Here is a 12,717-nt window from a genome sequence, read left to right on the forward strand (position 1 = left end):
AGGTCGAACTGGGCCTGCGGCTCGCGGCCGGCGACGAGCGCGGCGCGTGGCGCGCTCGCGCGCACCTGGCCGACCTGGCGCTGGCGATGGGCGAGGTCGACGAGGCGGTGTATCTCGGCCACCAGCTGGTCGATTCGCTGCGCAGCAAGCGCGCCCCGGCCACGCTGTGCACCGCGCTGCTGAACCTGATGCATGCGCTGCTGGAGCACGGGTCGGTGGACGAGGCGTTCGCGCTGTCGCACGACGCGCTGCGGCTGGCCGCCGATTGCGGCCTGCTGTGGCAGGCGGCCGACACGCTGGCCTGGCTCGCCGCCTGCCGGGGCGACCTGGACACGGCCGCCGAACTCGCGGGATGGTCGGACGCGGCCTGCCGGCGCCGCGATGAGCCGCGTGCGGCATTGCATGCGCTGCGGCGCGAGAAGGCGCAGCGGCTGATCGGCGCGCTGCCCGCCGCCGCGCTCGAGCGCGCGATGAGCGCGGGCGCCCGGCTCGGCGAGGCCGACATCGTGGCGTTGTGGGACGCGGCAAGGAGCGGCTGAGGCCGCGCAGCCTCAGTGAAAGTCGTCCTCTCGCTGGTGGCGGACGGCCGCGACCACAACGGTTTCTTCATCGATGATCTCGAACAACGCGACGCAGCCGGTGCGGCCGCACGCGATCACGAGTTCGCGCAGGAACGGGCTGGAGGCCGCCTTTCGGCAGGTGAACGGAAACTTCTCCAGTGTCCGCAATCCCCCGGCGATCGCACCGAGGGCTTCTTCTGCCAGGGCCAGGTCGCCATCCTCGCGCGCGAACTCGCGTTCGATGAGGAAATCGCAGAGCCGGTCGAGGTCCTGCTGCGCCTCGCGCGTCAGCAGAACGCGAAAGCTCATCGCTTCGAACGACCCAGGGCCGTCCGGCGGGCCTGCGCACCGGCGAGCTTCTTCTCGAGCCCGCCGATGACCTCGTCCGCACTCACGAACCGGCCGTCGCGCTTCGCGGACTCGAGGGAGGCCAGCCCGCGTGCGATGAACTCCGCTTGCGCGAGGCGGCGGTTGACGCCTTCACGCACGGAAGCCTCGACGAACTGGGACAGGCTTTCTCCGCTCTGCAGCACGCGCTCCAGTTGCTCACGCAACTCGGGTTCGACACGGACGGCAGGAATGGTGGAGGACTTCATGGCCGCCAATGTAATTCATTTGCGACACATCGAGATCCTCTTCGGCACGCCAGCCCGGCGGGCGGCACCGGCGACGGGTCAGCGGGTGTCGTTCTGCACGACCGGGTCGACCGACGCCATGAGCTGGCCGGCGTCGTCGGTCACGTAGACCCGATACGCAAAGGCTCGCCCATCGGAGTTCCTGTTTTCCACGGTCGCAGACCTGCGGTCGGGCACCGAGTATTGCACCGCACCGAACTGATGATCGAGGTCTGGCGACTGCCACTCGATGCCGGTCGGGGACTGGAACTTGTAGCCTGACGACTCAATCTGGAAATTGATCGTCACGATTCCGTTGGCGACGGTCTGCGGGAGGTTCAAGACCTCCGGGCTGACGGTGGTCTTCAGCACGTCCTGATTGTTTTCGTCCTTGACCACATAGGCGAAGACGTGAACTGTGATGGGAAGGCCCATGATGCATAGCTCCTTTGGCGCCGTCGCCGCCGTGCGCGGCGTCCAGCTGGTTGACGAGGTCGAGGTGTGCGGGCTCGCGGCAGCGCCCGATCAGCGGGTGTCGTTCTGCACCACCGGATCGACCGAGCCTCTCCGCTCCTCTTTGCTCGACTTCACGTTGACCGTATAGGGGTACGCCCTGCCGCTGTAGTTCTGGTTCTCGACCATGGCCTGCCTGCGGTCTGAGCTGTACCACGGTTGCCCGAACTGGTTGTCGGTGTCGCCGGTGAACACAATGCCGTTGTCATCGAAGATGACATCCACCGATTCGATCCTGAAGGTGATGGTGGTAGCCCCATCGAAAGGGAGCGCCGGCAGGTTCAGGACTTCGGGCGTTACGTGCGCATCCAGCTCACCGTTTTTGGTCGACGGGCCCACGTAGGCGACGATGCTGACTGTGATGGGAATGCTCATGATGTTTTCTTTCCTTTGGCGCTATTGCCGCCCCGCGCGGCGTCCAGCTGGTTGACGAGATCGAGATAAGCGGGGTGTCGGTACGAGGTGTGCTGGATGCGGTCGACCACCTGCCGGGCCGCCTCGCGATCGCCGAGGCGAAGGCGCACGCGCGCCAGCGTGGTCAGCACCGAGCCGTCGTCCAGTGCGGCGAAGGGTTGCAGCAACTCGGCCGCGCGGGCCCAGGCCGCCCGGGCCGCGGCAGGGTCGCCGTCGGCCTGCAGGTTGCCCAGTGTCTCGGCGGCGGTCGCCATCACCACGGTGAGGTTCACGCGGCCCAGCGTGCCCTTCGCCACCACCGACGACGACATGGACAGGTAGGCAGCGAGCTGCGACACCAGCGCCGCACGGTCCGCCGGCGCCAGCAGCGCCGAGTACGCGAGCGCACGCCCCTTCAGGTCGACCGAGTAGCGTGGCGAGGCGGGGCTGACGCCGTCCAGCCCCTTGGCGCAATCGACCGTGGCCGCGAGGCCGGCCGCGGCTTCGGCGGCGCGCGCCATCGCCAGGTCGACCTCCACCATGCGCAGCCGCGCGAAGCAGGCGTCGCCGCGCCAGAACAGGTTGGCCGGGTCTTCCTCGGCCAGCCGCTCGGCGATCGCGAGGCTCTCGCGTCCGCTCGCCTGCGCGTCGGCGAGATGGCCCATGTCGAGCTGGTGGCGGCTGATCGTGTTCAGCGCGCTGACGATGCCGCGCTGCGCCGTCTTGTTCTTGCCCCCGCCCGGCATCGCGCGGAACAGCGCGAGCTGCTGCTGCGTGTCCTTCAGCGCCGCCTCGTACTGGCCGAGTTGCTCGTGCGCGCTCGACAGGAAGCCATGGTTCTGCGCCAGCTCGAAGCCCAGCTCGGCGCGCTGCGGCAACAGCCGCTTCAGCACCGTGCCCGCGGCCTCCAGCGACACGATGGCCTCGGCCGGCCGCTCGGTGCCCAGCTGCACCGCGCCGAGGTTGACGTACGCGAAGGCCTCTTCGGCCTGCCAGTCGATGTTCGACGGGTCCAGCTTCGTCAGGCGCTCGCTCAGTTCGAGGTAGCTGCGGAAGTTCGCCTCGGCCGTCCTGCCGTCAGCCCGCTTCCACGCCGCATAGCCGACCCAGAACATGCTCTGCGCATGGTCGAAGATGCGCTGCCCGTCGTTCGGGAACTGCGCGGCGAGGCGCTGCGTCGTCGCGGCCGCCTGCTCGAACGCGGCCTGCGCCTCGGCCGGGTTGCCGCGCAGGTCGCGGATCTCGCCGATCAGGTGCATCGCGCGCGAGCGGTGGCCGAGCGCCGTCGCGTCCAGCCGGTCGGCTTCCTGCGAGCCGTAGTACGCGAGGGCCTTCTCGCCCACCGAATCCAGCACCTCCAGCCGGCCCACCGGCTCGAGCTTCTTGCGCAGGTCACCGAGCATGAACTCGATCAAGCCCTCGGCCTGCGCCCGCTGGTGCTGCGCCTCGTTGCGCGCGCGCACCGCCAGCACGGCCAGCAGCGCGAACACGACGACGCCGACCGCCGAGGCCGAAGCGATCCCCGCCAGCCAGCGCAGCCGGCGCTGCGTGTCGCGCTGCACCAGGTCGTCGAAGCCGACGCCGACCATGCCGGCCAGCAGCTTCAGCGCGGCGCGGCGCGGGCCGTCGCCCTCGGCGCGCTGGTCGGCGGCGATCGGCTCCAGCGGTTCGCCCGCGGCCTGCCCGTCGGCGGTCAGCGCAAAACGCAGCGCGGGCGGGAAACACTCGCTCGCCTCGCGGCCCGGCGTGTTGCTCGCGAACGGTTCGCCCGATGCGATCAGCGCCAGCACGCGGCCCTCGCCGTGCAGCCGCTTGAATTCGATGATCTCGCGGTTGACCCACGGCGAACGCGCCGCGTCCGGAGAGCAGACGACGATCAGCCAGCGGCTGGCCGCGAGCGCCTCCTGCACGCTCGCCTTCAGGTCGGCACCGGCGTTCAGCTCGTCGCGGTCGCGGAACAGCGGCAACAGGCGCGCCGGCACCGGCCCGTGCGGCGTCGCGCGCCCGACCAGCCGGCGCGGTACGCGGTAGGTCTCCAGCTGCCGCTGCAGCCGGCGCGCCACGGCCTTGTCGTGGTGGCTGTAGCTGATGAACGCCCCGTAGCGGGGCGAAGGATCGGTCGTCGAGAGGGCCGGCGTGTCCACGGCGCTCATCGCCGCGTATCCCTCAGGTGCGCCAGCATCGCATCGAGCCCGCGCCGGTCGCAGCGCTGCTCCACCGGGCCACCGGCGCGCGACCACAGCAGCCGCGGGCGCTGGCGCGGCCGGGTCGACAGGTGCAGCACCGGGATGCGGCGGCGGAAGGCTTCGTCGACCACGTCGGCCGTGCCGCCGGTGCCGCGCGACGGCGCGCCGTCCCACAGCGCGAGCAGCAGGTCGGCCTGGTCCAGCAGCGCATGGCCGGCGCGCAGGTAGCTGCGCCCGGCGACACCCAGCGGCCCGCGCAGCTCGGTGATGCGCGCCGCATCGCCCAGCAGCGCACGGTACTCGCGGCGCGATGCGCTGTTGCGGAAGCCGCGCGCGTACTCGTCGCGCGGGCGCGGCAGCACCGCATGCAGCGTGTAGCCCACCCGCAGGCCGAGCCGTGCGAGGTGGCGGTCGCTGCCCTCGGCCAGGTTGGACAGCAGCACCGGCTCGATGCAGCGCGACGCGCTCGCCAGGTGGGCAAGCAGCGGCTCGATCTGCGGCGTGATCAGGTCCAGCTGATGTTGTGAAATGCGATTCAATCGATGCCCCGTGACACCGACGTGCAGGCCCCTCGCCGGCAGCCGCGGGTGGCACGGCGCCGGCATCACGACTCCCTCGGGCTCCCTCACGTCGCTACTGCAGAACAGCACAGGTCAGTCCAGTTTTTCCTTCACGGCGGACATGGCCTCGCCCCCGAGCATAGGGCGCGATGACCCCGTGCCGGATGACTGCACGGTGCGCGCCATGCCGGCAGCGGTCGGAAGTGCGCAGGAAATCACGAGTGGCGCCGGCGTGGCGAGTGCATGAAAGCCCGCGAACAGCGCCGCAACCCCGAGAACGGCTGCAGCGAAGCGCAGCTGGGGCGTGTGCAGGAAGGAGGTCGGGCGCGTCGTTTTCATGGTCCGCATGGTCGGCGGCGCAGTGGCTCGCCGTCCTGAAGCGCGGCTGAATTCTCCTGAAGGTGCTGTCCCTGGCCGGACAGCCGGCGCGCCCGCGAACTCCTAACATCGGACGCCATGTCGTCCGCACCCTACCTCCCGCAGCGCCCCGGCCGCAGCCGTTTCGTCGACCTGCGCGGCCTGCGCTGCCACCTGCACGAATGGGGCGATGCGGCCCAGGCCACCGCCGAGCGGCCGACGCTCGTGATGCTGCACGGCTGGATGGACGTCGGTGCGTCGTTCCAGTTCGCCGTCGATGCGCTGGCGGCGATCGAGGGCGACGGGCGCCACGTGGTGGCACCGGACTGGCGCGGCTTCGGCCTGAGCGACCCGGGCGGCACCGACTGCTACTGGTTCCCCGACTACCTGGGCGACCTCGATGCGCTGCTCGACGGGCTGGCCGGCCCCGGCGAGCCGGTCGACCTGCTCGGCCACAGCATGGGCGGCAACGTCGCGATGGTGTATGCCGGCGTGCGGCCCGAGCGCATCCGCCGGCTCGTCAACCTGGAAGGCTTCGGCCTGCCGGCCACGCGACCGGCCCAGGCGCCCAAGCGCTACCTGCAGTGGCTGGACGAGCTGAAGCAGCCGGTGGAACTGCGCCCGTACGACAGCCTGGCCGCGGTCGCCGAGCGGCTGCGCAAGACCAACCCGCTGCTGCGCGAGGACCGCGCGGCCTGGCTGGCCGGCCACTGGTCGCGCCAGGCCGAGGACGGACGCTGGCACATCCTCGGCGACCCGGCCCACAAGCGCGCCAACCCGGTGCTGTACCAGAAGGACGAGGTGCTGGCCTGCTGGCAGCGCATCGCCGCGCCGCTGCTGTGGGTCGAGGGCGACCGCACCGACGTCTCGAAGTGGTGGGGCGACCGCTACCCGCGCAGCGACTTCGACGCCCGCCTGGCGCTGGTGCCGCAGGCCGAGCGCCAGGTGCTGTCGCCGGCCGGGCACATGCTGCACCATGACCAGCCCGAAGCGCTCGCCGCCCATCTGGCACGCTTCCTCGGCGCCTGACCGGCCGCCCTGCCCGTGCGGGCATGCCGTGCGTGCGAAAATCCCGCGATTCACAAAACACACACGGGAACTGCACCATGGACGTCGAACACATCAATGCCATCGGCAACACCCTGGCCGACCTGACCGAGCGCACGGTCGGCCTCCGGGGGTATCTTTGACTACGATCGCAAAGCACTGCGACTGAACGAGGTCAACGCCGCGCTCGAGAATCCCAAGGTCTGGGACGAACCGAAGCGCGCGCAGGAGCTGGGGCGCGAGAAGCGCACGCTCGAGCAGGTCGTCGAGACCATCGACCACCTGACCGGCAACCTGGCCGACAACTCCGAGCTGTACGAGATGTCGAAGGCCGAGGGCGACACCGACGGCCTGCAGGCCATCGAGGCCGAGACCGCCAAGCTGGCGGAGATCGTCGACGGGCTCGAGTTCCGCCGCATGTTCAACAACCCGGCCGACCCGCTCAACTGCTTCCTCGACATCCAGGCCGGCGCCGGCGGCACCGAGGCCTGCGACTGGGCCGGCATGCTGCTGCGCCAGTACCTGAAGTACGCCGAGCGCAAGGACTTCAAGGCGACGGTCGAGGACCAGTCCGACGGTGAAATCGCCGGCATCAAGAGCGCCACCATCAAGGTCGAGGGCGAGTACGCGTTCGGCCTGCTGCGCACCGAGACCGGCGTGCACCGCCTGGTGCGCAAGAGCCCGTTCGATTCCGCCGGGGGCCGCCACACCAGCTTCGCCAGCGTGTTCGTCTACCCCGAGGTCGACGACACGATCGAGATCGACATCAACCCGTCGGACGTGCGCACCGACACCTTCCGCGCCAGCGGTGCCGGCGGCCAGCACATCAACAAGACCGACTCGGCGGTGCGCCTCACGCACATCCCGACCGGCATCGTCGTGCAGTGCCAGGACGGCCGCAGCCAGCACAGCAACCGCGACGTGGCCTGGAAGCGGCTGCGCTCGCGCCTGTACGACCATGAGATGCGCAAGCGCATGGAAGAGCAGCAGAAGCTGGAAGACACCAAGACCGACGTCGGCTGGGGCCACCAGATCCGCAGCTACGTGCTCGACCAGAGCCGCATCAAGGACCTGCGCACCAACGTGGAGATCTCCAACACCCAGAAGGTGCTGGACGGCGACCTCGACCAGTTCATCACCGCCAGCCTGAAGCAGGGCATCTGATGACGCAGCTGAAGGCCCTGCTCTTCGACCTGGACGGCACGCTGATCGACAGCATGCCGCACCACCACGACGCCTGGGTCGAGTGGCACCGCCGGCGCGAGCTGACCATCGACGCCGAGCGCTTCTTCCTGGAGACGGCCGGGCGCAGCAACGTCGAGATCTTCACCGACATGCTGCCCGGCCGCAGCACCGATGACTACGCCGCACTCGCCGCCGAGAAGGAGGCGATCTACCGCGACATCGCCGCCACGCGGCTCGGGTTGATCGCCGGCACGCACGAGCTGCTCGACCGCGCCGCCGGCCTCGGCTTGAAGCTCGCGGTGTGCACTGCGTCGACGCCGCAGAACATCGCGCTCGCCTACGAACGCTTCGGCATCGGCGACAAGGTGCAGACCACCGTCAGCCCGGCCGACGGCCTGCGCGGCAAGCCGCACCCGGACATCTTCCTCGAGGCCGCGAAGCGCCTCGGCGTGGACCCGGCCGAGTGCCTGGTCTTCGAGGATGCGCCGCTCGGCGTCGAGGCCGCGCGCCGCGCCGGCATGAAGGCCGTCGCGCTGACCACGACGATGGCCGCCGCCGCCTTCGCCGGGTTCGACAACGTCGTCGCCGTCGTGCCCGACCTGCTCGACATCCGGCTCACCCTTCCGATCCATCAGCCCTGACGAAAGAAGAACACCATGCGTGAAGGCACTGCCCCGCTGATCCGCCGCGAGGACTACACCGCCCCGGCGTTCTGGATCCGCACCGTCGACCTGACGTTCGACCTCGACCCGGCGAAGACGCTGGTCATCAACCGCATGACGATGGAGCGCAACACCGCGCTGCCGCCGCAGCCGCTGCGCCTGCACGGCGAAGACCTGACGCTGACGCGCGTGCTGGTCAACGGCGAATCGGTGTCGTTCCGCCATGAAGACGGCATGCTCGTGATCGACAGCCTGTCGGACGTGCCGGCCGGCGAGTTCACGCTCGAGATCCGCAACACCTGCGCGCCCGAGAAGAACACGCAGCTGTCGGGGCTGTACACCTCGGGCGGCGGCTTCTTCACGCAGTGCGAGGCCGAGGGCTTCCGCCGCATCGCCTATTTCCTCGACCGCCCGGACGTGATGGCGGTCTACACCGTGACGCTGAAGGCCAGCAAGAAGGCCTACCCGGTGCTGCTGTCGAACGGCAACCTGGTGCAGCAGGGCGAGCTCGACAACGGCCGCCACTTCGCGAAATGGCACGACCCGTTCCCGAAGCCGAGCTACCTGTTCGCGCTGGTCGCGGCCGACCTGGTGGCGCGCGAGCAGCACGTGCGCACCCGCTCGGGCAAGGACCACCTGCTGCAGGTGTACGTGCGCCGCGGCGACCTCGAGAAGACCGAGCACGCGATGAACTCGCTGATCGCGAGCGTGGTGTGGGACGAGGCCCGCTTCAAGCTGCCGCTCGACCTCGAGCGCTTCATGATCGTCGCGGTCGGCGACTTCAACATGGGCGCGATGGAGAACAAGGGCCTGAACATCTTCAACACGAAGTTCGTTCTCGCCAACCCGGCGACCGCCACCGATGTCGACTACGCCGGCATCGAGAGCGTGGTCGGCCACGAGTACTTCCACAACTGGACCGGCAACCGCATCACCTGCCGCGACTGGTTCCAGCTGAGCCTGAAGGAAGGCCTGACGGTCTTCCGCGACCAGGAATTCAGCATGGACATGGCCGGCAGCCCGACGGCCCGCGCCGTCAAGCGCATCGAGGACGTGCGCCAGCTGCGCCAGATGCAGTTCCCCGAGGACGCCGGCTCGATGGCCCACCCGGTGCGCCCGGACAGCTACGTCGAGATCAACAACTTCTACACCGCCACCATCTACGAGAAGGGTTCGGAAGTGGTGCGGATGATGCAGACGCTGGTCGGCCGCGAAGGCTTCGCGCGCGGCATCACGCTGTACTTCGCGCGCCACGACGGCCAGGCCGTGACCTGCGACGACTTCGCGCAGGCCATCGCCGACGCCAACCCCGACAGCGAACTCGCGAAGCACCTGCCGCAGTTCAAGCGCTGGTACAGCCAGGCCGGCACGCCGCGCGTCAACGCACGCGGCCGCTACGACGCGCCGAGCCGCACCTACACGCTGGGCATCGAGCAGAGCTGCCCGGCGTCGCCAGGGCAGGCGGTGAAGGAGTCGTACGTGATCCCGGTCGCGATGGGGCTGCTCGGCCGCGACGGCCAGCCGCTCGCGCTGCAGCTCGAGGACGAGCCGGCCGCCGGCGGCACCGAGCGCGTGCTGGTGCTGCATGAATCGCGCAGCTTCTTCACCTTCGTCAACGTCGACGTCGAGCCGGTGCCGTCGTTGCTGCGCGGCTTCTCGGCGCCGGTGGTGCTGATCGACCACCTGTCCGACGAAGACCTGCTGGTGCTGCTGAAGCACGACAGCGACCCGTTCAACCGCTGGGAAGCCGGCCAGCGCCTGGCGCTGAACCGCCTGCTGGCGGCGGTGGCGAGCGAGCAGCCGCAGCAGCCGCTGGACGCCGCCTTCATCGAGGCGATGCGCGCGGTGCTGCGCCACCCGGCGCTCGATGCCGCCTTCAAGGAACTCGCGCTGACGCTGCCGAGCGAGACCTACGTCGCCGAGCAGCTGAACGTGGTCGATCCGCAACGCATCCATGCGGCGCGCGAATCGATGAAACTGCAGCTCGCGCAGGCCTTGCGCGACGACTGGCAGTGGGCGTTCGAGGCCCACCAGGTGCGCGGCGGCTACTCGCCCGACCCGGTGTCGGCCGGCAAGCGCGCGCTGGCCAACCTGGCGCTGGCCATGCTGTGCCTGGACGCGACCCGCCACGGCGACGCCGTGTGGCCGGGCCGCGCCTACCAGCGCTTCAAGGACGCCGGCAACATGACCGACCGGCTGGGCGCGCTGGCGGCGCTGGTGCATGCGCATGCCGAGCTGGCCGAGCCGGCGCTGCAGCGCTTCCACGAGATCTTCAAGGGCGAGCCGCTGGTCATCGACAAGTGGTTCGCGCTGCAGGCCGGTGCCCCCGAGAAGGACGGCCGCGTGTTCACCCGCGCGAAGCAGCTGCTGCAGCACCCGGACTTCTCGCTGAAGAACCCGAACCGCGCGCGCAGCCTGATCTCGGCGCTGTGCATGCTGAACCCGGCCGCCTTCCACCGCAGCGATGCGGCCGGCTACGTGTTCTGGGCCGACCGGATGATCGAGCTCGACAGCCTGAACCCGCAGCTCGCCGCGCGCGTCGCCCGCGTGATGGACCGCTGGAGCAACCTGGCCGAGCCATACCGCACCGCGGCAGGCGAGGCGCTGAAGCGCGTCGCGGCGAAGGCCGACCTGTCGAACGACGTGCGCGAGATCGTCGGCCGGGCGCTGCAATCCGGCGAGGGCGCAGCATGACGCAGCGCCTGACCCCGAAGCGCATCAGCCTGACGCAGTACCTGATCGAGCAGCAGCGCAGCCACGGCAACATCCCGGCCCAGCTGCGCCTGCTGATCGAGGTGGTGGCGCGCGCCTGCAAGCGCATCAGCATCAGCGTCAACAAGGGCGCGCTCGGCGGCGTGCTCGGCAGCGCCGAGACCGAGAACGTGCAGGGCGAGATGCAGAAGAAGCTCGACATCATCGCCAACGAGGTGCTGATCGAGGCCAACGAATGGGGCGGCCACCTCGCGGCGATGGCCAGCGAGGAGATGGAGGGCATCTACGTGGTGCCCAACCGCTTCCCGCAGGGCGAGTACCTGCTGCTGTTCGACCCGCTCGACGGCTCGAGCAACATCGACGTGAACGTCAGCATCGGCACGATCTTCTCGGTGCTGAAGAAGCCGGAGAGCAGCGTGGGCACCGGCGTAGGCGTCAGCGAAGCCGACTTCCTGCAGCCCGGCTCGCAGCAGGCGGCCGCCGGCTACTGCGTGTACGGCCCGCAGACGATGCTGGTGCTGACGGTGGGCGACGGCGTCGCGATCTTCACGCTCGACCGCGAGGAAGGCGCCTGGCTGCTGACGCAGGACGGCGCGAAGATCCCGGAAGACACGAAGGAATTCGCGATCAACATGAGCAACCTGCGGCACTGGGCGCCGCCGATGCAGCGCTATGTGGAGGAATGCCTGGCCGGCAGCACCGGCCCGCGCGGCAAGGACTTCAACATGCGCTGGATCGCCAGCATGGTGGCCGACGTGCACCGCATCCTGACGCGCGGCGGCGTGTTCATGTACCCGTGGGACCGCCGCGAGCCGAAGAAGGCCGGCAAGCTGCGGCTGATGTACGAGGCCAACCCGATGGCCTTCATCGTCGAGCAGGCCGGCGGCGCGGCGACCAACGCGGGCCAGCGCATCCTCGACCTGCAGCCGACCGCGTTGCACGAACGCGTCAGCGTGATCCTGGGTTCGAAGAACGAAGTTGAGCGCGTCACGGCCTATCATTGCGAACCTGACCGCGAAAACGGCTGAAACCCGAGCTATACTCGCTGGCTTCACGCCGGTGTAGCTCAGTTGGTAGAGCAGCGCATTCGTAATGCGAAGGTCGGGAGTTCGACTCTTCTCACCGGCACCAACATCGCTGGTCCCTCCGGGGGCCGGATCAAGAAAAGCCGCTTCACAGCGGCTTTTTTTGTGCCCGTTTGATTCCGGTTCAGGCCGGCATCGCCGCTGGCCCGCCGCTCAGCTTGAACACCGCGACCGCGTCCACCAGCATCCGCGCCTGCTGCTTCAGGCTCTCGGCCGCCGCCGCGCCCTCTTCGACCAGCGCCGCGTTCTGCTGCGTCGCCTGGTCCATCTGCGAGACCGCCTCACCGACCTGCGACACGCCCGAGCTCTGCTCGACCGCCGCCTCGCTGATCTCGGCCACGATGTCGCTGACGCGCTGGATCGCGGTGACGATCTGCTGCATCGACTGCCCGGCGTGATCGACCAGCGTCGTGCCCTGCTCGACCTGCGCGACGCTGTGGCCGATCAGCGCCTTGATCTCCTTGGCCGCCGCTGCACTGCGCTGCGCCAGCGTGCGCACCTCGGCGGCCACCACCGCGAAGCCGCGGCCCTGTTCGCCGGCCCGAGCTGCTTCCACCGCGGCATTCAGCGCCAGGATGTTGGTCTGGAATGCGATGCCGTCGATCACGCCGATGATGTCGACGATCTTCTTCGACGACGCCTGGATGCCGCGCATCGTGTCGACCACCCGGCCCACGGCCGTGCCGCCGTCGGTTGCCGCGCCGGACGCAACCAGCGCCAGCTGGTTGGCTTGGCGCGCGTTGTCGGCATTGCTGCGCACTGTCGCGTTCAGCTCTTCCATCGTCGCGGCGGTCTGCTGCAGCGCACTCGCCTGCTCCTCGGTGCGCTGGCTCAGGTCGAGGT

At 69.4% G+C, this 12,717-nt stretch carries 14 protein-coding genes and 1 tRNA gene; 7 read left to right on the forward strand and 8 right to left on the reverse strand.

Going from position 1 to position 12,717, the window contains the following annotated elements; all coding sequences use genetic code 11:
* Positions 1-539: hypothetical protein (locus AC1D1T_RS23425; RefSeq protein WP_477992569.1), on the forward strand; the 539-nt coding region annotated here is incomplete at its 5' end.
* 12 nt (positions 540-551) lie between these two features.
* On the opposite strand, the gene AC1D1T_RS23430 is transcribed toward AC1D1T_RS23425, so the two are convergent.
* From AC1D1T_RS23430 to AC1D1T_RS23460, 7 genes are all read right to left on the reverse strand, one after another.
* Positions 552-869: a type II toxin-antitoxin system RelE/ParE family toxin gene (locus tag AC1D1T_RS23430; RefSeq protein ID WP_477829255.1), complete on the reverse strand. Its 318-nt coding sequence runs from the start codon at positions 867-869 to the stop codon at positions 552-554.
* Positions 866-1,156, reverse strand: a complete 291-nt coding sequence (locus tag AC1D1T_RS23435) for a YlcI/YnfO family protein (protein WP_477829256.1) — start codon at positions 1,154-1,156, stop codon at positions 866-868. The genes AC1D1T_RS23430 and AC1D1T_RS23435 overlap by 4 nt, the downstream gene beginning before the upstream one ends.
* A 78-nt stretch (positions 1,157-1,234) precedes the next feature.
* Positions 1,235-1,609 carry a hypothetical protein gene (locus AC1D1T_RS23440; protein ID WP_477838716.1) on the reverse strand — a complete coding sequence of 125 codons (375 nt, stop codon included), beginning with the start codon at positions 1,607-1,609 and terminating at the stop codon, positions 1,235-1,237.
* Between the two features lie 90 nt (positions 1,610-1,699).
* Complete coding sequence (locus AC1D1T_RS23445) at positions 1,700-2,062, reverse strand: hypothetical protein (RefSeq protein WP_477829389.1); 363 nt, start codon at positions 2,060-2,062, stop codon at positions 1,700-1,702.
* Positions 2,059-4,233, reverse strand: a complete 2,175-nt coding sequence (locus AC1D1T_RS23450) for a toll/interleukin-1 receptor domain-containing protein (RefSeq protein ID WP_477838718.1) — start codon at positions 4,231-4,233, stop codon at positions 2,059-2,061. The genes AC1D1T_RS23445 and AC1D1T_RS23450 overlap by 4 nt, the downstream gene beginning before the upstream one ends.
* Positions 4,230-4,805 (reverse strand): hypothetical protein, encoded by a 576-nt coding sequence (locus AC1D1T_RS23455; RefSeq protein ID WP_052211820.1) that lies wholly within the window; start codon positions 4,803-4,805, stop codon positions 4,230-4,232. Before AC1D1T_RS23455 ends, AC1D1T_RS23450 begins: the two co-directional genes overlap by 4 nt.
* 114 nt (positions 4,806-4,919) lie before the next feature.
* A complete protein-coding gene (locus tag AC1D1T_RS23460) occupies positions 4,920-5,165 on the reverse strand; it encodes a hypothetical protein (RefSeq protein ID WP_156154858.1) in 246 nt (81 codons plus the stop codon).
* Between the two features lie 117 nt (positions 5,166-5,282).
* Between AC1D1T_RS23460 and AC1D1T_RS23465 the strand changes: the two genes are divergently transcribed.
* The 6 genes from AC1D1T_RS23465 (at position 5,283) to AC1D1T_RS23490 (ending at position 11,920) form a co-directional block, all read left to right on the forward strand.
* Positions 5,283-6,212 carry an alpha/beta fold hydrolase gene (locus AC1D1T_RS23465; protein ID WP_477827674.1) on the forward strand — a complete coding sequence of 310 codons (930 nt, stop codon included), beginning with the start codon at positions 5,283-5,285 and terminating at the stop codon, positions 6,210-6,212.
* A gap of 77 nt (positions 6,213-6,289) precedes the next feature.
* Positions 6,290-7,394 (forward strand): peptide chain release factor 2 gene (prfB, locus tag AC1D1T_RS23470; RefSeq protein ID WP_156154857.1). Its coding sequence is split into 2 segments (ribosomal slippage): positions 6,290-6,370 and positions 6,372-7,394, totalling 1,104 coding nucleotides; the frame shifts between segments, so codons are not numbered across the junction.
* Positions 7,394-8,056 carry an HAD family hydrolase gene (locus tag AC1D1T_RS23475; protein ID WP_477838723.1) on the forward strand — a complete coding sequence of 221 codons (663 nt, stop codon included), beginning with the start codon at positions 7,394-7,396 and terminating at the stop codon, positions 8,054-8,056. Before prfB ends, AC1D1T_RS23475 begins: the two co-directional genes overlap by 1 nt.
* Positions 8,057-8,071: 15 nt before the next feature.
* Positions 8,072-10,771: an aminopeptidase N gene (pepN, locus tag AC1D1T_RS23480; RefSeq protein ID WP_477825200.1), complete on the forward strand. Its 2,700-nt coding sequence runs from the start codon at positions 8,072-8,074 to the stop codon at positions 10,769-10,771.
* Complete coding sequence (locus AC1D1T_RS23485; protein ID WP_465113943.1) at positions 10,768-11,817, forward strand: class 1 fructose-bisphosphatase; 1,050 nt, start codon at positions 10,768-10,770, stop codon at positions 11,815-11,817. The genes pepN and AC1D1T_RS23485 overlap by 4 nt, the downstream gene beginning before the upstream one ends.
* Positions 11,818-11,844: 27 nt before the next feature.
* A tRNA-Thr gene (locus AC1D1T_RS23490) sits at positions 11,845-11,920 on the forward strand.
* 78 nt (positions 11,921-11,998) lie between these two features.
* Here AC1D1T_RS23490 and AC1D1T_RS23495 read toward each other — a convergent pair.
* A partial coding sequence (locus tag AC1D1T_RS23495) for a methyl-accepting chemotaxis protein (protein WP_477992570.1) occupies positions 11,999-12,717 on the reverse strand: 719 nt, incomplete at its 5' end.

The sequence above is a fragment of the Rhizobacter sp. P2_H3 genome (assembly GCF_056403355.1).